This window comes from Streptomyces marincola, assembly GCF_020410765.1.
Classification (GTDB): Bacteria; Actinomycetota; Actinomycetes; order Streptomycetales; family Streptomycetaceae; genus Streptomyces; species Streptomyces marincola.
This window is the reverse complement of sequence record NZ_CP084541.1, coordinates 430,726-456,391: the sequence shown is the minus strand read 5'-3', so window position 1 is coordinate 456,391 and position 25,666 is coordinate 430,726. Positions and strand designations below refer to the sequence as shown.

Genomic DNA, 25,666 nt, shown 5'->3' with positions numbered 1-25,666 from the left:
CGAACGAGCCGGCCGCGAGACGACAGGAGGCCGACGAGTGAGTGGCAACGGCGCCCCCCAGCTGACCGTGACGGACGCCGCCGACCTGCGGGTCGCGGTGGTAGCCGCCCAGTGGCACACGACCGTGATGGACGGGCTGCTCGGCGGCGCCCTGCGGGCCCTCGAAGAACTCGGGGTGCCGGAGCACACCGTCGTGCGCGTGCCCGGCAGCTTCGAGCTGCCGGTGGCCGCCCGCACCCTCGCGCTGCGCGGCTACGACGCCGTGGCGGCGCTCGGCGTGGTCATCCGCGGCGGCACCCCGCACTTCGACTACGTCTGCCAGGGCGTCACGCAGGGCCTGACCCAGGTCGGCGTCGACACCGGGGTGCCCATCGGTTTCGGCGTGCTGACGTGCGACACCGAGGAGCAGGCCCTGGACCGCGCGGGTCTTGCCGGGTCGAGCGAGGACAAAGGGCACGAGGCGGTCACCGCCGCCGTCGCCACGGCGGCCGTGCTCCGCGCCGTCCCCGAACCCCGGGCGTGAGCCGCCGCGGGCAGGCCGTAGGGTAAGAGGACCATGGCCAACAAGACTTTCGACGAACTGTTCGCCGAGCTGGCGCAGAAGGCCGCCACCGGCGACCCGTCCACCTCCCGCACCGCCGAGCTGGTGGCCGCCGGAGTCCATGCCATCGGCAAGAAGGTCGTCGAAGAGGCCGCGGAGGTGTGGATGGCCGCCGAGCACGAGGGCACCGACCGCACCGCCGAGGAGATCTCCCAGCTGCTCTACCACCTCCAGGTGCTGATGGTGGCCCGGGGCATCACCCTCGACGACGTATACGCTCATCTGTGAGCCGGCCGCGGCCCCCGCCGCGCCGCCGACTCCGTGAACACCGCCGAGCCAGCCGAGCCGAGCAAAGGAAGCCCACCGTCATGCTGCGCATCGCCGTCCCCAACAAGGGTTCACTGTCCGAGCCTTCGGCGGCGATGCTGCATGAGGCCGGCTACCGGCAACGCAAGGACCGGCGCGAACTCGTGCTGATCGACGCGGACAACCAGGTCGAGTTCTTCTACCTGCGCCCCCGCGACATCGCCGTCTACGTGGGCTCGGGCCGCCTCGACATCGGCATCACCGGGCGCGACCTGCTGCTGGACTCCGGGGCCAGGGCCGAGGAGATCATGCGCCTCGGCTTCGCGGCCTCGACGCTGCGCTACGCCGCGCGGCCCGGCACCGTCACCGACGTGAGCGAGTTCGGCGGGCTCACCGTCGCCACCTCGTTCGCGGGCGTCGTCGCCAAGCACCTCGCCGACAACGCCGTCGAGGCCTCCGTGGTGCACCTCGATGGCGCGGTGGAGACCGCCATCCAGCTCGGTGTCGCCGAGGTGATCGCCGACGTCGTGGAGACCGGCACCACCCTGCGGAACGCGGGGCTTGAGATCATCGGTGCGCCGATCCTCGAATCCGAGGCCGTCGTCATCCGCAGGCCGGGCGACACCGCGCAGGAGACGAAGGTGCGGCAGTTCCTGCGCCGCCTCCAGGGCGTCCTCGTCGCCCGCAGGTACGTGATGATGGACTACGACATCAGCGCGGAGCTGGTCGACAAGGCCGTCGCCCTCACCCCCGGCCTCGAATCGCCCACGGTCTCGCCGCTGCACGACAAGGGCTGGGTCGCCGTCCGCTCCATGGTCCCGGTCCAGGACGCGCAGCGCATCATGGACGAGCTGTACGACCTGGGCGCCCGCGCGATCCTGACCACCGGCATCCACGCCGCCCGCCTGTGAACGCGCCCGCCGGCCGGCTGCCGGACCTCCCCGTGACCTTCCGCCCGGTCCTCACCCGGGTGGTGCTGATGAGCATCGGCGCCGTCGTCTTCGGCGTCCTCACGTTCATCGCCGTGCTGATGCCCTCGGGCGGCGCGGTGAGCTGGGCCCTGGCCGAACGCCTGGCCCTGGCCGCCTCGGGCCTGCTCGTGTGGGCCGTGCTCGCCCTGCTGAGCCGGCCGCGGCTGTCCGCCGACCGCGAGGGCGTCACCGTGGTCAACCTCACCACGACCCGGCGCCTGTCCTGGGCCCAAATCGTGCGCGTCACGCTGCGCCCCGGCGACCCCTGGGTCACCCTCGACCTCGCCGACGGATCGGTGCTCCCGGTCATGGCGATCCAGCCGGGCGTCGGCAAGGACAAGGCGCTGGCCGAGGCGCGGGCGCTGCGCACGTTCACCGAGACCCTGGGCGCCGCGCCCGACAACGCCTGACGCCGGCCCGGCCCCGGGCTCCGCGCGCGGCGCGGCCCGGACGATGCGGCTCAGGCGGGCCCGAGCCGCATCTTGAAGCCCACGTGCGAACCGATGAAACCGAGGCGCTCGTAGAAGCGGTGGGCGTCGGGCCGGGCCGCGTCCGAGGTCAGCTGGACCAGGTGGCAGTCCTGGCGGCGCGACTCCTCGACGGCCCACTCCACGAGCCGCGCGCCCAGGCCCCGGCCGCGCTCGGAGCGGTGCACCCGCACGCCTTCGATGATCGAGCGGGTCGAGCCCCTGCGGGACAGGCCGGGAACGATCGTGAGCTGGAGCGTGCCGACCACCTCGCCCCCGCGGTCGGCGACCACGAGGAACTGCTGGGGGTCGGACCGCAGACGGTCGTAGGCGCGCCGGTAGGGAGCCAGGTCCTCCGGGGACTCGCGGGTGGCGCCCAGCGGGTCGTCCGCGAGCATGGCCACGATCGCCGGAATGTCCTCGGGCTCCGCGGGGCGGATACTGACCTGTTCCATGCCGGGCATGCTAGTCGGGCGCCGGTTCCGCCCGGCGACGCGCCCGCCCGTCAGGGCAGCGGCGGCAGCCCGTCCTCCTCCTCGGCCCGCGGATCGCCGCGACCCGAGAGCACCTCGCCGTACGCCTGCATCAGGTCGGGCAGCCGCAGCGTCGACAGTTCGTCGCGGGTCGGCGCCGTGCCCGACTCCGCCAGGCGCATGTCCCGGAACGCGCAGGACGACTCGTACAGCGTGCGCAGGAACCGGCCGTTGCCCAGGTCGTCGATCCAGCCCTCGGCGACCACGTGCCCCGCGATGCTCCGCAGCTCTTCGAGCGCCTCCGCGTCCCACACGTCGCCGTGTTCGGCGGCCAGCAGCTCCCCGATCGCCGTCAGCTCCTCGGGCCGGTAGCTGGGGAACTCCACCCGCGCCGCGAACCGCGAGCCGAGCCCGGGGTTCGCCGCGAGCAGCCGGTCCATGCCCGCCGGATAGCCGGCCAGGATGACGACCAGGTGCTCACGGCTGTCCTCGGCCCGCTTCAGCAGGACCTGGAGCGCCTCGTCCCCGTAGGCGTCGCCCTTGCTGTACCCGGAGTGCACCAGGCTGTACGCCTCGTCGATGAACAGCACGCCGCCGAGCGCCGAATCGATCAGGCGGTTGGCCTTCACCGCCGTCTGGCCGAGGAACTCGCCGACCAGGTCGGCACGTTGCGCCTCCACCAGCCGGTCGTGCGACAGCAGGCCGAGCGCGTGGAACACCCGGCCCAGGATGCGCGCCACCGTCGTCTTGCCTGTGCCCGAGGGCCCGGAGAACACGAAGTGCCGCTTCGGCGGCTGCACCGGCAGGCCCTGGCCCGACCGCAGGCGCGCCATGCGCAACTGCGCCGACATCGCGCGCACCTGCTCCTTCACCGCGCCCAGCCCCACCATGCGGTCCAGCTCCGCGAGCGCCCCGGCCAGCAGCACCGGGTCGGGCTCGGGCGGCGGCCCGGACGGGGCCGGCTGCCCGGCCGCGTGCCCGCCGCCCGCCCCGGCGGGCGCCCCGGGCGAGGGCGCCCGGCCGGCCCGGTGGCCGGGCGCGAACGGCATCTCCTCCGCCTCCCGCACCGCGGCCCCCGGCGGCATGCCCCCGTCGTCCTCGCGCAGCGAGGACGCCACGTGCGCGCCGTCCGGGTCCTCGGCCGCGAGGGCCGTCAGCCGCACCGCGGTGTCCATGAACTCGGGGTCGACCCCGTGCACCGCCCGGTACAACGGGATCGCCGCCGCACTGCGCCCGCTGCCCTCCCGCGCCCTGGCCAGCCAGTACCGCAACTCCTTGCGCTGGGGCTGCTCGCTGCGGCAGCGCATCAGCGCCGCGGCCAGCAGCGGCTCGGCCTGGTCGTACATCTCCAGGCGCACCCGCGCCATGCCGGCGAACAGGCCGGCCTCCACACCGAGCAGCGGATCACCGGTCAGCGTGGCGGTGAACCGGTACAGGCCCTCCCAGTCCTTCGACAGGTAGCAGCGGCAGGCGTGCAGGAAACGCGCGCCCGGGTCGGACTCGGGCGCGGGGCACTCGGCGAGCGCGCGGTCGAGCTCGGCCATCCGCCGCCCGTCCAGCAGGTGCGAGGCGTAGGCGAGCCGCAGGTCGCGGGGGCTCTCCAGGACCGGCTGCACCCACCAGCCCAGCCAGTACCAGGAACTCAGGGGCCGCCCGTGCCGGGCGCGTTGCTCGCCGAACCTGGCGCGGTGCCGGTACATCTGGGCCAGCGCCGCGGGCACGTCCGTGCGCAGCGCGTGCAGCCCGAGCCAGGCGTCCGCCATGCCCGGGTCCTCGCGGACCGCGGCGCGGAACTCCTCCTCGGCCTCCGGGTACGCCGCGGCGGTGTAGGCGTCGACGCCGCGCAACCAGGCCAGGTCGGCCCCGGTGTCCGGGCCGCGCGCGGCGGGCGGGCCCTGCGTGCCTGAACTCATCAAGACCCCCACAACGGGCTTCCGCCGCCCGCCCCGGGCACCCGGTGGGCCTCACGCACAGGCACGGTAGCCGCCATCCCTCGGTACTATCAGGATATCCGCAAAGGGCTTGGACGGATCTTCGGTGAAATGCCGCCGCTCGGCCGCCGTCCACTGGTCCCAGAACGCGTCGAGCGCCGGACCGTCCCGCCGCCGCCCCTGCCCGTGGGCCGTCGCCTCGGGAACGGCGAGCCACACCAGCAGCGCGAGCCACGGCCGCAGGGCTCGCCGTCCGGCCCCCACGCCCTCCACGATCACCACCGGAGCGGGCGGTACGACGGCGGTGCGGGTGAACGCGCGGCGTTCCCAGTCGTAGACGCGGTAGCGCGCGGGCCCTCCGGCGGCCAGCGGGCGCAGCACGTCGTCCGTCAGCCGGTCCTGCCAGCCGAAGAACGTGGCGTGGCTGGCCAGATCGTCCAGGTGGATCACGGGCGCGCCGCCGAGTGCGGCCGAAAGCCGCGCGGCCAGCGTGCTCTTGCCCGAGCCCGCGTGGCCGTCGACGCCGACCAGGCGCACCCGGCCGCACGACGGGCGCAGGGCGCGTACCCGGCGCGCGAGAGCGGGGAGCTCCACGGCGCCGTGCGCCTCCGCGCCGCCCGCACCGCCGTTCGCGTCGAAGATCATCGCTGTCAGCGTAACGGCGCCACTGGTCGACACCAATATTGCTTCCGCGCGTTCCCGGCCGCTTACTGGCCGCAGCGGCGGCGACGGGCGATAGTGGTCGGCACACGTCCGGAGACGACCGGAGCAGACCGGGAGATCATCACCGTGACCACGACGCCCCGCCGTACCGTTCTCGCCGCCGCGGTCGCAGCCGCCGTCGGCACCACCGCCTCCATCGGCCAGGGGGCCGCCGCGGCCGGCGGCCCGGCGCCCGGCCGCCCCAAAGCCTCCACCATCCAGAACAAGAGCTGGCGCACCGCCGCGCAGTGGCGTTCCGGCACGGCCGACGGCGTGGGCGTCGTGACGGGGGCGCGGCCCGGCGTCACGTTCCGCAGGGCCGCGGGCACCGTGGACTACGCCGACCCGCACACCGGGACCACCAGGACCTGGGAGTACGCGACCTGGCTCTCGCCGAGGCAGCGGGCCGCCGTCCCGGCGAGCGAGCTGATCACCTCGTGGAACGCGGACACGCCGGCGGGCACCTGGCTGCGCGTGGAGGTGCGCGGCACCTACACCGACGGCACCGATTCGCCCTGGTACACCCTGGGCATCTGGGCCGCGGGCGACGGGGACATCCGGCGCACGTCCGTCGACGACCAGGCGGACGGCAAGAGCAGCGTGTGGACCGACACCTTCTCGATCGACGACGCGGCGGCCGGGCCGCTGCTCGCCTCGTGGCGGCTGCGCCTGACCCTGTACCGGGCGCCGGGCGGCGACGCCGTGCCCACCGTGTGGCTCCTGGGCGCGATGACGTCCGCGGTGCCGGACCGGTTCGAGGTGCCCGCGTCCGTTCCCGGGCCCGCGGCCGGCGTGGAGCTGACCGTGCCACGCTACTCGCAGAACGTGCACGTCGGCCGGTACCCCGAGTACGACAACGGCGGGGAGGCGTGGTGCAGCCCCACCTCGTCGCAGATGATCGTCGAGTCCTGGGGGCGGGCGCCGAGCGCGGAGGAACTGGCCTGGGTGAACCCGGAGTTCGACGACCCGCAGGTCTGCCACGCCGCGCGGCAGACCTACGACTACCAGTACGCGGGCTGCGGCAACTGGTCGTTCAACGCCGCCTACGCCGCGACCTACCCGGGCCTCCAGGCGGTCGTGACCCGCATCGCGAGCCTGGCGGACGCGGAGCGGCTGATCGCGGCGGGCATCCCGCTGATCACCTCCCAGTCCTTCCACGAGGCCGAGCTGGACGGGGCCGGCTACGGCACCGCGGGCCACCTGATGACGGTCATCGGGTTCACCGAGGAAGGCGACGTGATCGCCAACGACCCGGCGAGCGACGACAACGAGGCGGTGCGGCGGGTCTACCGGCGCCGGCAGTTCGAGAACATCTGGTTGCGCACCAAGCGGTACGACGCGGCCGGGCAGGTGCGCGGCGGCACGGGCGGCGTGTGCTACCTCTACTACCCGACCCGGCTCACCGCGGCGCAGCGCGAGGCGCTGGCCGCCGTCGGCATCGCCTGACCCCACCACGAGCCCGCCGGGCCGCCCTCCCCAGGCCCGGCGGCCCCTTCCCGCGCGCCCGCACGGCGCCCGCGCGCCCGCACGGCGCCCGCGCGCCCGCACCGTTCGCGGGGCCGTGGCAGAGCTGCCGTTCCATTGGAGGCGCCTACCGGGTCACCTGGCAACGGGTCAGTTCGACCACAAGCTGGGATGCGAGAAACCATGGGGACATCGGGTGGCCATAGGGAAGGTGGTCATCGGACGGTGACGGGGACACTCCGTCCGCGGTCGGGAGGAAGAAGCCACCGAAGACGCCCCAGACGCGCGGTTTGCGAGCACGGACCGGAACGGGGTCCGTGAGGTGCGGACAGTGGCGCATGGCCAGGGCAGCGCACGGCTCGCAAATCGGCGGCTTGGTGGACAGGACGCCCTCGGGCCAGTCCGTTGCTGCCTCATCCGCATGAGGGCGTGGCAGAAGAAACAGCACGCCGCGGGTGGTGCGGCTGGCCGGACCACCGCATACCTGGCAGAGCTGCTCCAGCATGCAGCGGCGCTGGCGGAGGGAGTGCAACGCGCGGAACTCCGGACGTCCTTCGCCGGGCCTCTCGGTCAAACGTGCCCACAGCACGCCGTGCCGGTCGCGGTCGGTCGGAAGTTCGTCGCGATAGGCCAGCCCGGCGCGGCTGGGGTGGGTGGTCAGAGCTTTCGCGACCGCGCTGGTTTCCGCGCTCCAAGCGGCGGCGTAGGGGACGGGCAAGTCGTTCCGGCCCCATACCAGTGGTGGCGTGGGCGTGGTTGGGCGAGCAGACATGGTCGGGTTCTTTCCTGGTGTCCGTGAGTGGGCAGAGACGGTCTGAGGAATTGCGGAGACGGGCAGCTCCCGGTCCGGGGAATCGGCTGCTGCGGAGCATCCGCGCCGCCGTATGCCGAACGGCGACAGGGACGATCGAGGCGACGTCGATCGCAACATCTCCCACGAATCCACTTCGCGAGTGCGGGCGAGGCCAAGCGGTCAACGGTCGTGCTCCTCCGCCGAGCGCGGGAGAGTGAGGCGTTCGTAGAGAGGGGCCGAGGTCGCTCCGGGCATGCCGGTGCCTCCAGTCATGGGCAGGGGAGAAGTCGGGCGCCCCGGCCGTCGGTGCTGACGGCCTGGCTTTCTTTCGGCTCAACCAACTTCGCCCGGCAAGAAGTGCATGCGCAATAGAATCTGCTTGAGATTCAGCCTCTCCGTCGGCATTGGTATATGCCCGGGCAAACACATGGGCCGTCGTGCCATGCGTGACGGTGATGGGGGCGATCACAACGAGCCATCGGCGCGCGCATGCGCCGGAACGGAGGGCACATGGCCGCGAGACCGCAGCCGACCGCACGGCGCATCGGGCTGGGGCACGAGTTGCGTCAGCACCGTAAGAAGGCCGAGCTGACGATCGAACAGGCGGTGCGAGGTTTGCCGTTCGACGAGAGCACGCTTCAGCGAGTCGAGACTGGCTGGAAGTCCTTCCGGCAGGCAGGCCATCTGCGACTTTTGCTCGAGCGCTACGGTGTCAGCGACGAGGACGAGATCGAGCGACTGATCGCGATGCACTGCGATGCGGCCAGCCGGGAGTGGTGGACGGGCGTCGGGACCAGCAACCTCATGTCCGGGATGCAACGCTTCCTCGGCGTTGAGTCAGCGGCTCGGGAGATTCGTCTCTTCCACCCGACCGTGATTCCCGGCCTTCTCCAAACCGAGGGCTACGCGCGTGCCCTGCATGAGCTGACCAAGCCCATCGACGAGACGACCACGGAGTTCGGACAGAAGAGCGTGCAACTCCGCATGTTGCGCCGGGAGGCCATCACGCGCGAGGAGGAGCCCACGAAGATCTGGGGCGTCCTGTACGAGCCGGCCCTGCGCTATGCGATCGGCGGTGCGGAAGTGATGCGTGAGCAGTATGCCGAACTCACCAGGCTCGCCGCCCTGGACAACGTGACGTTGCAGGTCCTGCCTCAGTCGGGGAGCGGCTATGTCGCCTACCATGACGTCAACATCATGATTCTCAGTGAGGGTCTGCCGACAACCATCCAGACGGACACCGCGTGGTTCACCGTCGCGGTGTCGGACAAGTCTCGCGACGTCGGGCGGTTCTCCCGGATGTTCGACGCGATGGTGGCTGGGGCCCAGCCTCCCGGTGACACACCCAGGTTCCTGCAACAACTATCGAGAGAGGTCAACGAATGATCAACCGCCCTGCCGAGGTTCCGGCATCAGCTCTGGCGGATGCCGAGTGGTTCAGGTCCTCGTACAGCAACGGCGGGGGCAACTGCGTCGAGGCCGCTGACCTGACCGCCGCACACTGTGGTTCCGTGGCCGTCCGCGATTCCAAGGTCCCCGGCGGCCCGGTGCTGCTGCTGGCCTCCGGGCCCTTCGCCGCGTTCATCGACGAGGTGCGGGCGGGTCGTTTCGGCGCCTGACCCGTGCCGCATACCCACCCGGCCGAGACGGCCGCCTTACCTCCGGATGGCCGAGGCAAGGCGGCTTCTCGGATGCCCCGGGCGACGGCCCGCCGCGCCCCCGGCCCCGCGCCTCGCGGGCGCCCTCGCCCGGCGCCGTTCCACGCGAGTGTGACGCCGCTGGTCCCGCGCCCCGCGTGCCGCCGATGACGCCGGCGGCCGGGCGCGTACGCGCCGGATGCCCTGGGTAGGGCCGAGGCGTGATCCGGACGACATGATCCGGACGAGGAGGGACGAGGAGGCCCGCATGCGGCATCGTGGTGGTGCGCCGGGGGCCGCCGGCTGCCGCCCGCGCGCCGGTTCCCTCCTTCCGCCGAGCCGCCCGCCGACGACCCCGTCGGTGCGGGCGGCGCTTCCCGGCTCGCACTGACCACGACACCGTTCACCGACCGGCGGCCGTGATCCGGCGGCCGGCGTGTGACCTGCCGTCACCCCAGGGAGGAAACGCGATGACCAGTACCACGGACCGCATCGGGCGGGTCCGGCGCCATCTGCCGACCCAGGAGGCCCGCGATCTGCTCGCCCTGGCCGCCGACTTCGTCGAGCGTGAGGTCGGACCCGACGCCGCGGACGGGGAGGCGGCGGGCGCCTTCCCCCGGGACACGTTCGGGCGGCTCTCCGCCGCGGGCCTGCTGTCCCTGCCCTACCCGGGCGAGTACGGCGGCGGCGACCAGCCCTACCAGGTGTACCTCCAGGTCCTTGAGGAGCTGGCGGCGGCGCGGCTGACCGTGGGCCTGGGCGTGAGCGTCCACACCCTCGCCTGCCACGCGCTCGCCGTGCACGGCGCCCCGGAGCAGCGCGCCGCGCACCTGCCCGCCATGCTCGGCGGCGGTCTGCTCGGCGCCTACTGCCTCTCCGAGCCCGCGTCGGGCTCGGACGCCGCCTCACTGGCCACCCGCGCCGTCCGGGACGGCGACACGTGGGTGCTGACCGGCACCAAGGCGTGGATCACCCACGGCGGAATCGCCGACTTCTACACCGTGCTGGCCCGCACCGGGGAAGCGGGCCCGCGCGGCATCACGGCGTTCCTCGTGCCGGGCGACGCGCCGGGCCTGAGCGCCGCGGCGCCGGAACGGAAGATGGGCATGAACGGATCGCCCACCGCGCAGGTCCACTTCGACGGGGTGCGCGTGCCCGACGACCGCCGCCTGGGCGACGAGGGCGAGGGCCTCACCATCGCGCTCTCCGCGCTCGACTCCGGGCGGCTCGGCATCGCCGCCTGCGCGATCGGCGTGGCACAGGCGGCGTTCACTCAGGCACTCGAATTCACCACCGGGCGCAGGCAGTTCGGCCGGCCCGTGGCGGACTTCCAGGGGCTGCGCTTCATGCTGGCGGACATGGCCACCCAGATCGAGGCCGGCCGCGCGCTCTACCTGGAGGCCGCGCGGCTGCGGGACGCGGGTGAGCCGTTCGCCCGGCAGGCTGCCATGGCGAAGCTGTTCTGCACGGACGCGGCCATGCGGGTCACCACCGACGCCGTCCAACTGCTCGGCGGCTACGGCTACACGGCCGATTTCCCGGCGGAGCGCTACCTGCGCGAGGCGAAGGTGCTCCAGATCGTGGAGGGCACCAACCAGATCCAGCGGACCGTCATCTCCCGGCACCTGGTGGGCGCGTCCTGACCCGGCGCGGCGGGCGGCGCGCTCAGGCCGCCTGCCGCAGCCCCGAGTCCACGGCCACGGCGTGCGAGAACGGCTGGAGGCGCCAGTCGAGCCCCTCGGGGAGCGCGGCGAGCAGGACGCCGTCGCCGCAGGCCGGCGGCGCGGGCGCGACCGCGGCCCCGTCGTCGGCGACCACGCGTCCCGAGCCTGCGCACACGGTCAGGCCGAACGGGTTCCACGGGGTGGGGCACAGGGCGTGCACCGGCAGCGGTCCGCCGGGCGCGGCGGGCGCTATGGCCTGCGCGCAGTCGGGGCAGCGCACGCGGGCCAGGTCCGCGACGTCCGCCTCCTCGTCGGGGAAGTCGTCGATGTCGTCGTCGAACTCGGGCGCTCGGGCCGCTGGTTCCTGACGCTTCAGTGGCTTCACGGTGCGCATGTCATCCCCCTAGGGCGGCACGGTGGCGTCGGCCACACCAAGCACTTCCCGCCGCGATCAGCCAATAATCGTGAAGTTCATTCGGACGCCCTCAGTCGTTTGTGTTTTTGATCACACAAACGGTGGGAAAGCGTGGGCACCGTGCCCGCCCGCGGGGCGGCCGGTCACCACCGCCCGCGGTATTGGGTAGGTTACGGGACTGTGGAGGATCTGGACCGGCGCATCGTGGAACTGCTCGTCCGAGACGGTCGGATGAGCTACACCGACCTGGGCAAGGCGACCGGGCTCTCCACCTCGGCGGTGCACCAGCGCGTGCGGCGGCTCGAACAGCGCGGCATCATCCGCGGCTACGCCGCCATCGTCGCGCCCGAGGCCGTCGGACTGCCGCTCACCGCGTTCATCTCCGTGAAGCCCTTCGACCCCAGCGCCCCGGACGACATCGCGGAACGCCTCGCCGGCGTGCCGGAGATCGAGGCGTGCCACAGCGTCGCGGGCGACGAGAACTACATCCTGAAGGTGCGCGTCGCCACCCCGGCCGAGCTTGAGCACCTGCTGGCCCGCATCCGCTCCCTGGCCGGGGTGTCCACGCGCACCACCGTGGTGCTCTCCACCCCCTACGAGTCCAGGCCGCCGCGGCTGTAGAACGCGCTCCGGGCCCGGCCCCCGGGGACACGGCCTCCCGCGCCGGCCGCGAGACTTGCCCCATGACCGAACGCACCACCCGCGACGGCCGGCCCCGCACCGTGCTGCTGCGCCGCGGCGAGATCCACACACCCGCCGATCCCTTCGCCACCGCCATGGCCGTGACCGGCGACCGCGTCGCCTGGGTCGGCGCGGAGTCCGCGGCCGACGCGCTCGCCCCGGCCGCGGACGAGGTCGTGGACCTCGGCGGAGCCCTCGTCACCCCGGCGTTCACGGACGCACACGTGCACACGACGGCCACCGGGCTGGCGCTGACCGGTCTCGACCTGGCGCCGGCCCGTTCCGCGGAGGAGGCGCTCGCCCTGGTGCGCGCCCACACCGCCGGCCGGCCCGGCGGGGGAGCGCTCGTCGGGCACGGGTGGGACAGCAGCCTGTGGCCAGAGGACCGGCCGCCCGCGCGCGCCGAACTCGACGCCGCGGCCGGCGGGCGCCCGCTGTACCTCTCCCGCGTCGACGCCCACTCGGCCCTGGCCACCACGGCCCTGCTCGACCTGGTGCCCGGGGTCACGGCCCTGCCGGGCTACCACCCCACGGGGCCGCTCACCTCGGACGCGCACCACGCCGTGCGGGCCGCCGCCGACGCCGCGCTCGCCCCGGCGGAGCGGCGCGCGGCCCAGCGCGCGGCGCTCGGCCGGGCCGCGTCCCTGGGCATCGCGGCCGTGCACGAGTGCGCGGGACCCGAGATCTCAAGCGAGGCGGATTTCGCCGCGCTGCTCGAACTGGCCGCCGCGGGGGAGGGGCCGCTGGTCTTCGGCTACTGGGCCGGACTGGTCACATCCGCGAAGGAAGCGGCCGAAGTCCGCGAGCTGGGCGCCGCGGGCGCGGCGGGGGACCTCTTCGTCGACGGCTCCCTCGGCTCGCACACCGCGCACCTCCACCACCCCTACGCCGACGCCCCGCACACCGGCACCGCGCACCTCACCGCCGAGGAGGTCGCCGCGCACGTCGCCGCCTGCACCGAGGCCGGGCTCCAGGCCGGCTTCCACGCCATCGGCGACGCCGCGCTCTCCGCGGTCACCGACGGCGTGCGCGCAGCCGCCGGCCACCTGGGCGCGGCTCGCGTGCGGGCGCTGCGGCACCGGGTCGAGCACGCCGAGATGCTGACCGCGGACACGGTCGCCGCCTTCGCGGAACTCGGCCTCGTCGCCTCCGTGCAGCCCGCGTTCGACGCCGCCTGGGGAGGCCGGGACGGCATGTACGCCCGGCGCCTGGGGCCCGGCAGGGCGGCCACGCTCAACCCGTTCGCGGCGCTGTCGCGCGCGGGCGTCCCCCTGGCGTTCGGCTCGGACGCGCCCGTCACCCCCCTGGACCCGTGGGGCGCGCTGCGGGCCGCCGCGTTCCACCGCACCGAGGAGCACCGGATTCCGGTGCGCGCGGCGTTCGCCGCCCATACCAGGGGCGGCTGGCGCGCGGTCGGGCGCGACGACGCCGGGGTGCTCGCGCCCGGCGCCCCGGCGCACTACGCCGTGTGGGAGACGGGGCGGCTGGTCGTCCAGGCGCCCGACGACCGCGTGGCCCGCTGGTCGACCGATCCTCGGTCCGGCACGCCCGGGCTGCCCGACCTGACGCCGGGCGCACCGTTGCCCCGCTGCCTGCGCACCGCGGTGGACGGGCGGATCGTGTACGACCGGCTGAACGAGTGACGCGTCACGCCGCCGATACCGCCGAACGACGTGCGCCGACGCGGTCGCCGTGCGCCGGGCGGGGCCGCACTGACCTGCCCCTTTGACGGAAAGACGCAGGTCGGACGGCTGTTGACAGGCGGCGGGCGGGCAAGGGTAGGTTCGGCCGGGTCCACCACGAGACATCCGGTCGGCGCTCCGCCGCGCAGTCGCCGCATGCCGCTGGGCCAGTGGGCGGGGCACCCGAGCCGGTGCGCCGCCGGCGGGAGCCAGGTCCAGCTGGACGCGGCACGGGGCGGAAGGTTTCGCCAGGCCGGCTGGTGCGACCCCGGGACGGGGCCCGGGCGCTCAGTAGACAACGGCTTTCTGCGGACCCGCAGCCAGCGGGTCCCGGGTCGGACCGAAGGGCGCCGGGCCCCGATCCGCAGCACCCGCGTGGCTTCGGCGCGCCGCATCCGAGGTACGGTCGTTCTTCATTGCCCGCTCTCCCAGAGAGGCCACGACCGTGCCATCGGGCCCAGAGACGACCATGGCAAGCGACACCGAAGCCGCCGGTCCGCAGGTGTCCGCACCGCGGCCCGGGCCGCGGCCGGCGGCCCCCCGCCGCCCCGGACGGCTCCGCAGGGCGGGCGCGGCCCTGCGCGCGCACTGGCGGGCCGAGCTGGTGGCCGTCGCCGCCGGTCTCGCGCTCGCAGCCGCCTTCCCCCCGATCGACATATGGCCGCTGTCGATCGTCGCGGTGGCCGCGCTCTCCGTGCTCACGCGCGGCAGGACCTGGCGCCAGGGCGCCTGGTTCGGCTTCCTGCTCGCCTTCTCCTTCTTCATCGGCCTGTTGCAGTGGCTGCGGGTCATCGGCTGGGACACCGTGGTGGGCCTGTCGCTGGTCCAGGCGCTGTTCTTCGTGCCGCTCGGCGCGGGGCTCGCCGCCACCTCCCGGCTGCCCGCCTGGCCGCTGTGGGCGGCGTGCCTGTGGGTCGCGCAGGAGTGGGCCAGGGACCGGGTGCCGCTGGGCGGTTTCCCCTGGGGGCGGCTGGCGTTCGCCAACACCGGAACGCCGTTCACGCCGCTCGCCGCCCTGGGCGGCGCGCCGCTGGTGACCTTCGCCGTCGCCCTCACCGGCGCCCTGCTGGCCTGGGCCGTGGTGCGCCTGCTGCCCGCGCTCGGCAGCCCGCGGCGCCCCGCCCTGCCCGGCCGGGCGGTCGCGCTGCCGGCGTTCGGCGCCACGGGCCTCGCCGCCGCGGTGGCCGCGGCGGGCTACGCGGTGCCGGTGCCCACGGACGCGGACGACACGGTCTCGGTGGCGGTCGTGCAGGGCAACGTGCAGCAGCCCGGCATGGACTTCCTCGGCCGCCCCATGCTCATCCTCAACAACCACGTCGAGGCCACCATCGAACTGGCCGACGACGTCGCCGCGGGCCGTGTCGAGCGGCCCGACCTCGTGCTCTGGCCCGAGAACGCCTCCGACCTCGACCCCTACCGCGAGCCCGAGGCGCGCGCCGCTATCGAACGGGCCGTGGACGCCGTCGGCGTGCCGATCCTCGTCGGCGCCCTGGTCGACCACCCGACCAGGGACGGGTACGTGGAGAACCAGGGCATCGTGTGGGACCCGGAGACAGGGCCCGGCGACTCCTACACCAAGCAGCACCCGGTGCCGTTCGGTGAGTACGTCCCGTTCCGCGAGCAGCTGAGCAAGGTGATCAGCCGTCTCGAACGGGTGCCGCGCGACTTCTACCCGGGCGAGGAGCCCGGCGTCCTCGACGTCGGCCCGGCCCGCCTCGGCGACGTGATCTGCTTCGAGGTCGCGTACGACGGCATCGTCAGGGACACCGTCAACGCCGGGGCCAGGGCCCTGGTGGTCCAGACGAACAACGCGACCTACGGCCACACCGGTCAGCCCGAGCAGCAGCTCGCGATGTCCCGGCTGCGGGCGGTGGAGCACGGCCGGGCCATCGTCACCGCCGCGACCAGCGGCATCAGCGCCGTCGTCGCGCCCGACGGCACCATCGAGCAGCAGACCGAGGAGTTCACCAGGGACGTGCTCACCGCGGAGCTGCCCCTGCGGGACGACCGGACCGTCGCGGACCGGGTGGGCGCGGCGCCGGAGTGGGCGCTGACCGGGCTCGGCCTGCTGACGTGGGCCGGAGCCGTCGTGCTCGCACGCAGGGGACGGGCGGACCGGAAGGAGAGCGTGTGAGCGACCGAGCGCGCCGCGAGGGCGCGCCGCGGGGCCGGACGCTGGTGATCATTCCCACGTACAACGAGGCCGCCAACCTGCGCCCGCTGATCGCCCGCCTGCGGTCGGTGGCTCCCGAGTGCGACGTGCTGGTGGCCGACGACAACAGCCCCGACGGCACCGGCAAGATCGCCGACGAGATCGCCGACGGCGACGCGCAGGTGCACGTGCTCCACCGGGCCGGCAAGGAGGGCCTCGGCGCCGCCTACGTCGCGGGTTTCCAGTGGGGGCTCGATCGCGGGTACGGCGTGCTGGTCGAGATGGACGGGGACGGGTCGCACCGGCCCGAGGAGCTGCCGCGGCTGCTGACCGCGCTGCGCGGCGCCGACCTGGTCCTCGGCTCGCGCTGGGTGCCCGGCGGCCGGATCGTCAACTGGCCCCGGCACCGGCAGCTGATCTCCCGGGGGGGCAGCGCCTACTCGCGGCTGCTCCTCGGGTTGCCGCTGCGCGACATCACCGGCGGCTTCCGCGCGTTCCGGGCCCACGTGCTGGACCCCGAGCTGCTGGCGGACGTGGACTCGCAGGGGTACTGCTTCCAGGTGGACCTGCTGAACCGGACCGTCAGGGCCGGGCACCGGGTCGTGGAGGTGCCCATCACCTTCGTGGAGCGTGAGCACGGCGACAGCAAGATGAGCAGGGACATCGTGATCGAGGCGCTGTGGCGCGTCACGGCCTGGGGACTCGCCGCCCGGTTCGGGAAACCGGCCGGTGCCAGGCACACTTGAGACATGACGAGCGGCCAACCTCAACCGTCCCCCGCCCGGCAGCCCCGGGCCCGCAGGCCACGCGGCCCCCTGGCCCTGCTCCCGTTGCTGGTCGCGGCCTGGGCGCTGCTGGAGATCTGGCTGCTGCTCCTGGTGGGGGACGCGGCGGGCGGTGCGACCGTTCTCCTGCTGCTGCTCGCGGGTCTCGTGCTCGGCTCCCTGGTGATCAAGCGGACCGGGCGCCGGGCGTGGCAGCAGCTGACCGAAACGCTCCAGGCGGGCCGCGCGGCGCCGGCCGAGCAGCGGCGGGCCCGCGGCGGCAACGGGCTGACGATGCTGGGCGGCCTGCTGCTCATGGTGCCGGGACTGGCCTCGGACGTGCTGGGCCTGCTGTGCGTCTTCCCGCCGACGGCGGCCCTGCTGCGGCGCGCCGGGGCCCGGTGGGTGACCCGGCGCAGCGGACCGCTCGGCGTGGCGTTCCAGGACGCCAGGGCGGCGCACGAGCAGATGCGGATGCGCCGGGACGGCGACCGGGTCGTCCAGGGCGAGGTCATCAGGGACGACGAGGAGCCGCCGGGGCGCCCCGGCGGCTCGGCGCCCGAGGACGGCGGCCCGGAGCGGCGGCCCGAGCGGCCCTGACCGCGTGAGGAACGCGCGGAAGCGATCACACGAGACAACCACGCGAAACAAACAAAACAAAGGGGCCGGGTCACCGCACGTGACCCGAGCCCTCGTGTTCGCCGCAGGAGCGGCGTGCCTACGCCGTCTTGCGGCTGTCGCGCGGATGCACCGCGATGTTCATGGCGCCGGAGCGCAGGACCGCCAGCCGCTCGGCCAGCACCTCCTCCAGCTCCTCACGCGTACGGCGCTCCATCAGCATGTCCCAATGCGTCCGGGCGGGCTTGCCCTTCTTCTCCTCGGGCCCCTCGCCGTCGACGAGCAGGGCCTGGGCCCCGCAGACCTTGCACTCCCACTCCGGCGGGATCTCGGCTTCCACGGAGAACGGCATCTCGAAGCGATGTCCGTTCTGGCATGCGTACTCCACCGCCTGACGCGGCGCGAGGTCGATACCGCGGTCCGTCTCGTAGCTGGTCACCACGAGCCGCGTGCCGCGCAGAGCTCGCTCACTCATGAATCGTGCCTCCCGGGCTGATCGCCCACAGGACAGTTTTCGCTGTCATCATCACTCGGGTCAACGTCCGGTCGGCGATGAAGATTCCCGTTGCTGGTCATACGTCGCCCGTCGTACCGCCCCTTCTCGTACCCGCCGGCGCCCGGTTTGTCACATCTGCCAGGAGATGTCACCCGGCGTCCACGCAGGATGGCTCGGGGTGACGACACATCCGGCGGGACCAAGGGCGTAGAATACCCCGCTGCCGCCGGAGGTCGAAATCCATTCCGGATTCCGGTTTCCGCCACTCGAACGTACGCGGCGGCCACTGGGCCGACGGGCCGATCGCCGGGGCGCGCGGAACGGCGCCCCGGCCGGGCCGTTCCGCTTCGCGCGCGGACGCCCGGGCGGCCCGGTCGGCGGGTCCCGCGTCGACCGGACCTTTTCGCTGGTGTGAGTGGTGCGGCATGTGTCACTCTGTGGCCTGATAAGCGTGAAAAACGAGCGCCAATGGTCGAAAGGTGGCCGTAGCCGATGCCGCATTGGACTTCCACGGTCGGGGCCACTCAGCTCGCCCAGCTCCTCGCCTCCCAGGACAACGGGGAGCGCGCCGCCCGCAGACCCCCCGCCTACCGCGCGCTCGCCGACGGGGTGCGGCTGCTGGTCCTCGAAGGCCGCGTGCCGGTGGCGGCCCGGCTGCCCGCCGAGCGCGAACTCGCCGTCGCGCTGCGGGTCAGCCGCACCACCGTGGCCTCCGCGTTCGAAGCGCTGCGCGCCGACGGCTTCCTCGAATCCCGCCGCGGCTCCGGCAGCTGGACCGCGGTCCCCCCGGGCCGGCCGCTGCCCGCCCGCGCGCTCGACCCGCTGCCGCCCGATGCGGCCGGCTCCATGATCGACCTCGGCTGCGCGGCCCCCACCGCGCCCGAGCCGTGGCTCAGTCGGGCCTGCCGGGCCGCGCTCGACGCGCTGCCCTCGGCCGCCCGCACGCACGGCGACTTCCCCGCCGGCCTGCCCGCGCTGCGGGAGGCGCTCGCCGCCCACTACACGGCGCGCGGCGTGCCCACCATGCCCGAGCAGATCATGGTCACCACGGGGGCCATGGGCGCCGTGGCCGCCATCTGCCGGCTGTTCGTCCCGCAGGGCGAACGCGTCGCGGTCGAACACCCCTCCTACGCCAACGTGCTCCAGCTCATGCGGGAGGCGGGCGCGCGCCTGGTCCCCGTGCCGATGGCGGCCGGCGCCGGCGGCTGGGACCTGCCCGCGTGGCGCCGCGTGCTGGCGGAGTCCTCGCCCCGGCTCGCGTACGTGATGGCCGACTACCACAACCCCACCGGGGCCCTCACGGACGAGGAACGCCGCCGGGACCTGGTGGCCGCGGCCCGCGCCGCCGGCACCCTGCTCGTCGTCGACGAGACGATGGCCGACCTCGCGCTCGACCCGGTCCCCGGCGGGCCGCCCCGGCCGGTCGCCGCGTTCGACCACGGCGGCGCCGGGGTCGTCACCGTCGGCTCCGCCAGCAAGACGTTCTGGGCCGGCCTGCGCATCGGCTGGGTCCGCGCGGCCCCCGAGGTGATCCGCAGGCTGGTGGCCGGCCGCGCCTACGCCGACCTCGGCAGCCCCGTGCTCGAACAGCTCGCGCTGACCTGGCTGCTCACCTCCGGGGGCTGGGAGGAGGCCGCGGAACAGCGGCGCGCGGGCATCAGGCGCAGCCGCGAGGACGTCGTGGCCGCGCTGCGCGGGCACCTGCCCGACTGGGAGTTCACCGTGCCGCCCGGCGGGCTCACCCTCTGGGTGCGCACCGGCGGCCTGTCCGGCTCGCGGATCGCCCAGGCGGGGGAACGGCTCGGGGTACGCGTGCCCTCGGGGCCGCGGTTCGGGCTCGACGGCGCGTTCGAGGGCTACGTGCGCGTCCCGTTCACCGTGAGCGGGGCCGTGGCCGACCAGGCCGCTGCCCGCCTGGCCACCGCCGCCGGCCTCGTCGCGGCCGGGGCCGCGGGGCCCGACGCGGCGCTCGCGCACATCGCCTGACCGGCGCGGGCCGAGCCGTCCGCCGCGCGGCGGACGGCCTCAGTCGGCCGGAGCGGCCTCGGGGCCCTCGGCGATCAGCAGCTCGGCGAGGTGCTCACCGATCTCCTCGCGGTCGGCGGCCGGCAGGCCGGCGTCCGTCACCAGTGTGTCGACCTCGTCGAGCGAGGCGAAGGAACTCAGGCCCGTCGTCCCCCACTTGGTGTGGTCGGCCACGACGACCACCCGCCGGGCCGAACGGATGAAGTGCCGGTTCGTCTCGGCCTCGGCCAGGTTCGGCGTGGACAGACCCGCCTCGACCGAGATGCCGTGCACGCCGAGGAACAGCACGTCGAAGTGCAGAGAGGCGATCGCCGCGTCCGCCACCGGGCCCACCAGCGAGTCCGACGGGGTCCTGACCCCGCCGGTCAGGACCACCGTGGCCGCCCGCCCCGCGGCCCGGCCGCCCTCGCCGCTGCGGTGCGCGTCGTGGAACACGTCCGCCACCCGCACCGAGTTGGTCACCACCGTCAGCTCGGGGACGTCGAGCAGCTGGTGCGCCACGGCGTACGTCGTCGTCCCGCCGGAGAGCGCCACCGCGCTGCCCGGCGTCGCGAGCGCCGCCGCGGCCCGCGCGATCTCGCTCTTGGCGGACAGTTCGAGCGACGACTTCGCCTCGAAACCCGGCTCGTGCGTGCGCCGTTCCGCCACCGGGACCGCGCCCCCGTGCACCTTCTCCAGGGAACCCTGCCGCGCCAGCACGTCCAGGTCCCGCCGTACCGTCATGTCCGACACCTGGAGCATCCGCGTCAGCTCGCTCACCCGGATGCCGCCGCGGCGGCGGACCTCTTCGAGGATGAGCGCCCGCCGCTGGCCGGCCAGCAGGTTCTGGTTGTCGCTCATACCGTCTCCTCGTCCCTCCTGGGCCGCCGCGGGTCGGCGCCCGCGGCGGCACGGCGCCCGTGCCGACGCCCGTCATCCTCCCATGCCCCAACATCCCCCCGGCGGGGGCGGTTCGGCGCGGCCGTCGGCGGAGAAGAGCAAGGCAGGGGCAGCGACGGAGGGGACGGGGATGAGCGCGTACACCGACGGCGATGCCGGCGCCGGGGGCGGCGCCGGGCCCGGCGTGCCGCCGGAGCCGGTGGTCGAGCTGATGGTGCACGGGGTCGGCGGCACCAGCCCGGAGACGATGCTGGAGGACAACCGCACCACCCGCGTCACCGGCGACGCCACGGCCAACATCCACCGCCGCACCGACGACCTCGCCGACCGGCCGTGGGACCGCACGGGACCGGTCCGCGAGGCGTACATCTGGTGCAACCTCACCTCGGGGAACGGGGCCAGGGCCCTGTGGCTGCTCCTGCTGCCGTTCACGATCGTCAACCTGGCCCACTGGATGCGCCCCGCCGCCCCGGGACCGCGGCGCAGCCACGCTTTGTACGACACCCTGGTGCGGCTCACCGCGCTCTCGCTCACCGTGCTGCTGGTCGCGGGGACCTGCGTGGTCTCCCTCGACCTCCTGGCCTGGCAGTGCGCCGGCTCGGCCGCCTGCGCCGAACGCGTCGCGTGGATCGAGCCGTTCGGGCCGGGGGGCGGCTGGTGGGCGCAGCCGGGGCGCAGGCTCGCGCTCGCCGCCCTGCTCCCCGTGGCGCTCGTCGCGCTGCTGTGGGGCCTGTCCCACCGGACCTGGAGCGCCTACGAGTCCGCCTCCCCGCCCGTGCGCTCCCGCCCGGACGGCGGGGACCGGGCCGTGCTCAGCCTGCCGGGGTTCTGGTACGGCCGCGCCCTGGTCGCCCGCCTGCGCGCCGGGCACGTCGCGGTGGCCCTGCTGACCGTGGCCGCCGCCCTGCTCGCCGCGACCGGGCCGCACGACCGGGGCGAGCGGGGCAGCACGCCGCTGGCCGTGAGCGGCTGGCTGCTGCTGGCCGCCACCGCGGCGTTCGCCTGTGTCGTCGCCGCGCAGCAGGCGCGGCACGGACGGACGGAGGACGAGCCGGACGAACGGCCCGAGCCGCCCGTCACCCGCCTCCTGCCGTGGGGCGCGGTGGCCCTGCTCGCCCTGGTGCTGGTCCACACCGCGTGGAGCCGCCCGGAGTGGACGGCCACCGGCCGCCACCCCGCGGGCGCGGGCGCGTTCGCGACGCTGACCGTGGCGCAGGGGGCGCTGGTGGTCGGCATCGCGCTCACCGCGTTCCGGCTGCACCGCAAGGCCCGCGACGCGGACCGCGGCGCGCTCCTCGGCCTCGGCGGCGCCTGTGTGGCGATGCTGGCCTGCGGGGCCGGCGGCGTGCTGACCGGCGGCGTGGCGCAGCGCATCGCCGACTGGCTCGATCCCTCCTCCGCGCCGGGCGATCCCGGCGCGGCCATTCCCGGGCCGCCGGTGCTGCTGACCTGGGAGGCGTCGGCCATCCCCGTGCTGCTGCTGCTCGTCCTGGTACTCGCCGCCGTCGCCCTGGCGCACGTGCGGCGCACCACGAGGCGGCTGGCTCCCGGGGTGCGCGACCAGTACCCGGAGGAGCGCTGCGAGCCGCTCGCGGAGCGGAGCGACCGCATCGCGTCCGCCGTCGCGCGCGCCTCCCTGACCGACCACGCGCCCGCGCTCGTCGGCTGGATCAGCGGGGCCTGCCTCGTCCTCGGACTGGCCTCGGTGGCGGGCTCGGCCACCGGCGACTCGCCCTCCCGCGCGGCGGCCGACGCGCCCGCCGCCCTGTCCTTCGCCGCCGACGCCTGCCAGACGCTGGGCTCCTGGCTCATGGGGATAGGCGTCGTGCTGCTCGTGGCCCTGGGCCGCCGCGCCTACCGCGACAAGGCGTCGCGCCGGACGATCGGCATCCTGTGGGACATCGGAACGTTCTGGCCGCGCGCCGCCCACCCCTTCGCGCCGCCCTGCTACGCCGAGCGCGCCGTGCCCGACCTGTCCTGGCGCATGGGCACCTGGATCGACGCCACCGGCGGCCGGCTGATCGTCTCGGGGCACTCGCAGGGCAGCGTGCTGGCCGCGGCGGCCGTGTGGCAGCTGGACGCGGCCACCCGCAGCCGGGTCGCCCTGCTGACCCACGGCTCGCCGCTCGCGCGGCTCTACGGAGCCTGGTTCCCCGCCTACTTCGGGCCCGCGGCGCTGCGCGCCCTGCACCACGACATGCCGCGCTGGCGGAACCTGTGGCGGGCCACCGACCCGATCGGCGGCCCGGTCGGCGGCTCGGGGCCGGGGGAGCAGGCCGTCGACCTCGGCCCGCTGCCCGACCCGCTGCACTACGGGCGCAACCTGCACCGGCCGCTGCCCGAGCCGATCCTGGGGCACGGGGACTACGAGGAGGACCCGGCGTTCGCCGAGGAGCGCGCGGGACTGTTCCGCGCCCTGGTCGGTGCGCCGGTGGCGCTGCCCGAGCAGCCGACGGCCGACCCGCGGTCGGTCGCGCGGGACCGCCCCTGACGCGCGCCGTGCGCCCGGGCTCGCGGGACTCAGCGCGGCGCCGGCAGGTCCTCGGGGTGCAGCAGGGTCAGTTCCTCCGTGCTCGGCTCGGCGAGCCGGGCCACGCGCCCGGCGTGCCGCTCGACCATGGCCTCGAACGTCTGGCGCGCCGTACGGCCGTTGCCGAACGAGGGGCCGCGGTCGAGCATCGTGAAGTACTTGAGCAGCGCTTCCCTGGTGCCGTCCGCGAGGTCGTACTCCTGCTCGCCCGCCTGCTGGTCGACGATGCTCAGCAGCTCCTCGGGGGAGTAGTCGCCGAAGGCGATGGTGCGTGAGAACCGGGAGGCCACGCCCGGGTTGACCGCGAGGAAGCGCTCCATCTCCGCGGTGTAGCCCGCGACGATCACCACGACCGCGTCGCGGTGGTCCTCCATGAGCTTCACGAGCGTGTCGATGGCCTCGCGGCCGAAGTCGCGCCCCGCGTCCTCGGGCGAGAGCGCGTACGCCTCGTCGATGAACAGCACGCCGCCGCGCGCGCGGTCGAACGCCTCCTGGGTGCGGATCGCGGTCGACCCGATGTGCTCGCCCACCAGATCGACGCGGGACACCTCGACCAGGTGGCCGCGTTCGAGCACGTCGAGGGCGGCCAGGATCTCCCCGTAGAGCCGCGCCACCGTGGTCTTGCCGGTGCCGGGCGAGCCGGTGAACACCAGGTGCCTGCGCGCCGAGGCCGCCTTCAGCCCCGCCTCCTTGCGCCGCCTGCCGACCTCGATCATGTCGATGAGGGCCCGCACCTCGCGCTTGACGGTGTCGAGGCCCACCAGGGACTCCAGTTCGGCCAGCACCTCGTCGGCGGGCCTGCCCCCGCCCGCGTCCCCCGTGTCGCCCGCGGCTGCGGTGGCCGTGCCCGTCCCGGCGGCCGGGGCGGGTGCCGGGGCCGGCGCGGCCGGCGCCGAGGTCTCCCGCCCGGTCGGCGGCGGTGTCTCGCGCGGCGCCTGGGGCGTCTCCGCCTCCTTGAGCCGGACGTCGGCGCCCGGGGCCGTGCTCTCGTCGCTGTGGCATTCGGTGAGGACCGGGCTGTCCTCGGCGAAGACGTAGCCGCCGCGGGCGCAGCGCTCGGTGCGGCAGTGGCTGAGCGCGGTGCGGCAGCCGTCGATGATGTGGAAGCCGTAGCCGCCCGAGTCGGTCACCCGGCAGCGGGAGAACGAGCCGCGCCCGCCGGCGGACACGTAGACGCCCGCCTCGGCCGGGCCGCTGACGGTGCAGTCGGACACCTGGGGGTCGGCCTCCTTGGCCACGATGAAGCCCGTCCGCGCCCCGTCGACGCTGCACCCGGTGACCGTGCCGCCGCTGCCCGGGTCGCGGAACCACGCGCCGGTGCCGACGTTCTGTATCCGGCACGCGTCGAGGCGGGCGGTCGCGCCGTCGCTCACGGACACCGCGGAGCCGCGCACCTCCTCGATGCGGCTGTCCACGACGTCCGCGCGCGATCCCGCGTCGAGCACGAACAGCGCGTCCGGCACGTGGTGCACGCGGCAGGACTCCAGGACCGCCGTCGCGCCGTCGCTCACCCACACCGCCGGGTAGTCGCCCGTGGAGGCGTGGATCTCGCAGTCGTGGGCGTCGGCGTGCGTGCCCGGGTCCCACACCGACATCCCGTTGCGCCCGAAGCCGCTCACGGTCGTGCGCACCAGCGTCAGCACGGAGCGGGACCGCAGGTCGATCGCGTTCTCCGGGACGTCGGAGACCTCGCTGTCGGTGAGGGTCAGCACGGCCTCCGAGTCGAGCGAGATGCCGTCGCCCGTGGGCGTGCCGACCCGGCAGTCGGTGAGGTGGGCGGTGGCCCGGTCGGCGAGCTGCACCCCGGTGCCGCGCACGTCGCGGATGGCGCAGTCGACCGCGTCCACCGCGCTGCCCTCGCCGCTGACCACGAGCCCGGCGCCGCCGGAGCGCCGGATGTCGCAGCGCTCCAGCCGGAGATGGGCCTGGCCGCGTACCGTGACGCCGGGGCGCCCCGACTCGGTGACCCGGCACTCCTCGAACAGACCGCCCGCGCCGTCGGTGACGCTGATGCCCGCGCCGGTCGCGTTGCTGACGCCGCACCGGCGCACGGTGGGGCGCGCGCCGCCGCGCACCTCGATGCCCGAGGCCGACGCCGTGTGCACGGTGAGGCCGGTGAGTTCGGGCGTGCTGTTCTCGATGAGGACCGCGGGCGCCGCCGTGTCCTGCCCCTCGATGCGCAGGTGCTGCACGGTCGCGGAGCCGCGCACGGTCAACGGCACGCCGTCCGGCGGCGCGATCCGCGCGGGGCCGTCCTTGGCCTCGTCGGGGCCGCGCACGGTGACGGCCTGTTCGATCACGAGGTTCTCGCGGTAGGTGCCGGGCGCGAGCACCAGGACGTCGCCGTCGGCCGCGGCGGCCAGGGCTTCGGTGACCGTGGCGTACACGGCGGTCCGCCGCCGCCAGCGTGCTGTTCCGGTGTGCGTCACCTGGACCGAGCCCTTAGTCATGGAACCGATGTGCCCCAAACCTCGT

Annotated in this window: 22 protein-coding genes; 15 read left to right on the top strand and 7 right to left on the bottom strand. The window is 74.5% G+C overall.

Annotation, left to right across the window (positions count from 1 at the left end; genetic code table 11):
- The first annotated feature begins 37 nt into the window (after window positions 1-37).
- From ribH to LC193_RS01760, 4 genes are all read left to right on the top strand, one after another.
- A complete protein-coding gene (gene ribH, locus LC193_RS01775) occupies window positions 38-523 on the top strand; it encodes a 6,7-dimethyl-8-ribityllumazine synthase (RefSeq protein ID WP_226070686.1) in 486 nt (161 codons plus the stop codon).
- A 33-nt stretch (window positions 524-556) separates the two neighbouring features.
- A complete protein-coding gene (locus LC193_RS01770) occupies window positions 557-829 on the top strand; it encodes a phosphoribosyl-ATP diphosphatase (protein ID WP_086161611.1) in 273 nt (90 codons plus the stop codon).
- An 80-nt stretch (window positions 830-909) separates the two neighbouring features.
- Window positions 910-1,758, top strand: coding sequence for an ATP phosphoribosyltransferase (gene hisG, locus LC193_RS01765; RefSeq protein ID WP_226070685.1), 849 nt, complete (start codon window positions 910-912; stop codon window positions 1,756-1,758).
- 32 nt (window positions 1,759-1,790) lie between these two features.
- Window positions 1,791-2,228 carry a PH domain-containing protein gene (locus LC193_RS01760; RefSeq protein ID WP_318842120.1) on the top strand — a complete coding sequence of 146 codons (438 nt, stop codon included), beginning with the start codon at window positions 1,791-1,793 and terminating at the stop codon, window positions 2,226-2,228.
- A 50-nt stretch (window positions 2,229-2,278) separates the two neighbouring features.
- Here LC193_RS01760 and LC193_RS01755 read toward each other — a convergent pair whose 3' ends face one another.
- The 3 genes from LC193_RS01755 to LC193_RS01745 are packed head-to-tail and all read right to left on the bottom strand — an operon-like array spanning window position 2,279 to window position 5,334.
- Window positions 2,279-2,740, bottom strand: coding sequence for a GNAT family N-acetyltransferase (locus LC193_RS01755; RefSeq protein ID WP_226070680.1), 462 nt, complete (start codon window positions 2,738-2,740; stop codon window positions 2,279-2,281).
- 50 nt (window positions 2,741-2,790) lie between these two features.
- A complete protein-coding gene (locus LC193_RS01750; RefSeq protein WP_226070678.1) occupies window positions 2,791-4,671 on the bottom strand; it encodes an AAA family ATPase in 1,881 nt (626 codons plus the stop codon).
- Between the two features lie 51 nt (window positions 4,672-4,722).
- Window positions 4,723-5,334, bottom strand: coding sequence for a uridine kinase family protein (locus LC193_RS01745; protein WP_226070676.1), 612 nt, complete (start codon window positions 5,332-5,334; stop codon window positions 4,723-4,725).
- Window positions 5,335-5,472: 138 nt separating this feature from the next.
- Between LC193_RS01745 and LC193_RS01740 the strand changes: the two genes are divergently transcribed.
- From LC193_RS01740 to LC193_RS01725, 4 genes are all read left to right on the top strand, one after another.
- Window positions 5,473-6,837 carry a peptidase C39 family protein gene (locus LC193_RS01740; RefSeq protein ID WP_226078442.1) on the top strand — a complete coding sequence of 455 codons (1,365 nt, stop codon included), beginning with the start codon at window positions 5,473-5,475 and terminating at the stop codon, window positions 6,835-6,837.
- A 1,321-nt stretch (window positions 6,838-8,158) separates the two neighbouring features.
- Complete coding sequence (locus LC193_RS01735) at window positions 8,159-9,034, top strand: helix-turn-helix domain-containing protein (RefSeq protein ID WP_226070674.1); 876 nt, start codon at window positions 8,159-8,161, stop codon at window positions 9,032-9,034.
- Window positions 9,031-9,267: a DUF397 domain-containing protein gene (locus LC193_RS01730; protein ID WP_226070672.1), complete on the top strand. Its 237-nt coding sequence runs from the start codon at window positions 9,031-9,033 to the stop codon at window positions 9,265-9,267. Before LC193_RS01735 ends, LC193_RS01730 begins: the two co-directional genes overlap by 4 nt.
- Window positions 9,268-9,755: 488 nt before the next feature.
- Window positions 9,756-10,928 (top strand): acyl-CoA dehydrogenase family protein, encoded by a 1,173-nt coding sequence (locus LC193_RS01725; RefSeq protein ID WP_226070670.1) that lies wholly within the window; start codon window positions 9,756-9,758, stop codon window positions 10,926-10,928.
- Window positions 10,929-10,950: 22 nt separating this feature from the next.
- On the opposite strand, the gene LC193_RS01720 is transcribed toward LC193_RS01725, so the two are convergent.
- Window positions 10,951-11,343 carry a hypothetical protein gene (locus LC193_RS01720; RefSeq protein WP_226070668.1) on the bottom strand — a complete coding sequence of 131 codons (393 nt, stop codon included), beginning with the start codon at window positions 11,341-11,343 and terminating at the stop codon, window positions 10,951-10,953.
- Between the two features lie 201 nt (window positions 11,344-11,544).
- Between LC193_RS01720 and LC193_RS01715 the strand changes: the two genes are divergently transcribed.
- The 5 genes from LC193_RS01715 (at window position 11,545) to fxsA (ending at window position 17,243) form a co-directional block, all read left to right on the top strand.
- A complete protein-coding gene (locus tag LC193_RS01715; RefSeq protein WP_086161618.1) occupies window positions 11,545-11,985 on the top strand; it encodes an Lrp/AsnC family transcriptional regulator in 441 nt (146 codons plus the stop codon).
- Window positions 11,986-12,047: 62 nt separating this feature from the next.
- The gene (locus LC193_RS01710) at window positions 12,048-13,688 is read left to right on the top strand and encodes an amidohydrolase (RefSeq protein ID WP_226070667.1); all 1,641 of its coding nucleotides are present in this window, start codon (window positions 12,048-12,050) and stop codon (window positions 13,686-13,688) included.
- 508 nt (window positions 13,689-14,196) lie between these two features.
- Window positions 14,197-15,861, top strand: coding sequence for an apolipoprotein N-acyltransferase (gene lnt, locus LC193_RS01705; RefSeq protein ID WP_226070665.1), 1,665 nt, complete (start codon window positions 14,197-14,199; stop codon window positions 15,859-15,861).
- A complete protein-coding gene (locus tag LC193_RS01700; protein ID WP_226070663.1) occupies window positions 15,858-16,625 on the top strand; it encodes a polyprenol monophosphomannose synthase in 768 nt (255 codons plus the stop codon). The genes lnt and LC193_RS01700 overlap by 4 nt, the downstream gene beginning before the upstream one ends.
- 3 nt (window positions 16,626-16,628) lie before the next feature.
- The gene (fxsA, locus tag LC193_RS01695) at window positions 16,629-17,243 is read left to right on the top strand and encodes an FxsA family membrane protein (RefSeq protein ID WP_226070661.1); all 615 of its coding nucleotides are present in this window, start codon (window positions 16,629-16,631) and stop codon (window positions 17,241-17,243) included.
- A gap of 118 nt (window positions 17,244-17,361) precedes the next feature.
- On the opposite strand, the gene LC193_RS01690 is transcribed toward fxsA, so the two are convergent.
- On the bottom strand, window positions 17,362-17,736 hold the full coding sequence (locus LC193_RS01690) for an RNA polymerase-binding protein RbpA (protein ID WP_059008394.1): 375 nt from the start codon (window positions 17,734-17,736) through the stop codon (window positions 17,362-17,364).
- A gap of 513 nt (window positions 17,737-18,249) precedes the next feature.
- On the opposite strand from LC193_RS01690, the gene yczR reads away from it, so the two are divergent.
- Entirely contained in the window at window positions 18,250-19,743 is a 1,494-nt protein-coding gene (gene yczR / locus LC193_RS01685; RefSeq protein ID WP_226070659.1) for a MocR-like transcription factor YczR, read from the top strand.
- A 39-nt stretch (window positions 19,744-19,782) separates the two neighbouring features.
- On the opposite strand, the gene LC193_RS01680 is transcribed toward yczR, so the two are convergent.
- On the bottom strand, window positions 19,783-20,622 hold the full coding sequence (locus LC193_RS01680; protein ID WP_226070657.1) for a DeoR/GlpR family DNA-binding transcription regulator: 840 nt from the start codon (window positions 20,620-20,622) through the stop codon (window positions 19,783-19,785).
- 169 nt (window positions 20,623-20,791) lie between these two features.
- Here LC193_RS01680 and LC193_RS01675 point away from each other — a divergent pair, with 169 nt between their 5' ends.
- Window positions 20,792-23,152 (top strand): hypothetical protein, encoded by a 2,361-nt coding sequence (locus LC193_RS01675; protein ID WP_226070649.1) that lies wholly within the window; start codon window positions 20,792-20,794, stop codon window positions 23,150-23,152.
- Window positions 23,153-23,181: 29 nt separating this feature from the next.
- Here the strand turns inward: LC193_RS01675 and LC193_RS01670 are convergent, their stop codons facing one another.
- Window positions 23,182-25,641 (bottom strand): right-handed parallel beta-helix repeat-containing protein, encoded by a 2,460-nt coding sequence (locus LC193_RS01670; protein WP_226070647.1) that lies wholly within the window; start codon window positions 25,639-25,641, stop codon window positions 23,182-23,184.
- Window positions 25,642-25,666 lie beyond the last annotated feature (25 nt).

What these genes read in the sequence shown, in the direction of transcription:
- LC193_RS01745 (WP_226070676.1), bottom strand. Translation starts at nt 5,334, where the DNA reads ATGATCTTCGACGCGAACGGCGGTGCGGGCGGCGCGGAGGCGCACGGC.
- LC193_RS01675 (WP_226070649.1), top strand. Translation starts at nt 20,792, where the DNA reads ATGAGCGCGTACACCGACGGCGATGCCGGCGCCGGGGGCGGCGCCGGG.
- LC193_RS01690 (WP_059008394.1), bottom strand. Translation starts at nt 17,736, where the DNA reads ATGAGTGAGCGAGCTCTGCGCGGCACGCGGCTCGTGGTGACCAGCTAC.
- lnt (WP_226070665.1), top strand. Translation starts at nt 14,197, where the DNA reads ATGGCAAGCGACACCGAAGCCGCCGGTCCGCAGGTGTCCGCACCGCGG.
- LC193_RS01735 (WP_226070674.1), top strand. Translation starts at nt 8,159, where the DNA reads ATGGCCGCGAGACCGCAGCCGACCGCACGGCGCATCGGGCTGGGGCAC.
- LC193_RS01770 (WP_086161611.1), top strand. Translation starts at nt 557, where the DNA reads ATGGCCAACAAGACTTTCGACGAACTGTTCGCCGAGCTGGCGCAGAAG.
- LC193_RS01710 (WP_226070667.1), top strand. Translation starts at nt 12,048, where the DNA reads ATGACCGAACGCACCACCCGCGACGGCCGGCCCCGCACCGTGCTGCTG.
- LC193_RS01720 (WP_226070668.1), bottom strand. Translation starts at nt 11,343, where the DNA reads ATGCGCACCGTGAAGCCACTGAAGCGTCAGGAACCAGCGGCCCGAGCG.
- yczR (WP_226070659.1), top strand. Translation starts at nt 18,250, where the DNA reads ATGCCGCATTGGACTTCCACGGTCGGGGCCACTCAGCTCGCCCAGCTC.
- LC193_RS01750 (WP_226070678.1), bottom strand. Translation starts at nt 4,671, where the DNA reads ATGAGTTCAGGCACGCAGGGCCCGCCCGCCGCGCGCGGCCCGGACACC.
- LC193_RS01725 (WP_226070670.1), top strand. Translation starts at nt 9,756, where the DNA reads ATGACCAGTACCACGGACCGCATCGGGCGGGTCCGGCGCCATCTGCCG.
- LC193_RS01670 (WP_226070647.1), bottom strand. Translation starts at nt 25,641, where the DNA reads ATGACTAAGGGCTCGGTCCAGGTGACGCACACCGGAACAGCACGCTGG.
- LC193_RS01730 (WP_226070672.1), top strand. Translation starts at nt 9,031, where the DNA reads ATGATCAACCGCCCTGCCGAGGTTCCGGCATCAGCTCTGGCGGATGCC.
- LC193_RS01680 (WP_226070657.1), bottom strand. Translation starts at nt 20,622, where the DNA reads ATGAGCGACAACCAGAACCTGCTGGCCGGCCAGCGGCGGGCGCTCATC.
- LC193_RS01755 (WP_226070680.1), bottom strand. Translation starts at nt 2,740, where the DNA reads ATGGAACAGGTCAGTATCCGCCCCGCGGAGCCCGAGGACATTCCGGCG.
- fxsA (WP_226070661.1), top strand. Translation starts at nt 16,629, where the DNA reads ATGACGAGCGGCCAACCTCAACCGTCCCCCGCCCGGCAGCCCCGGGCC.
- hisG (WP_226070685.1), top strand. Translation starts at nt 910, where the DNA reads ATGCTGCGCATCGCCGTCCCCAACAAGGGTTCACTGTCCGAGCCTTCG.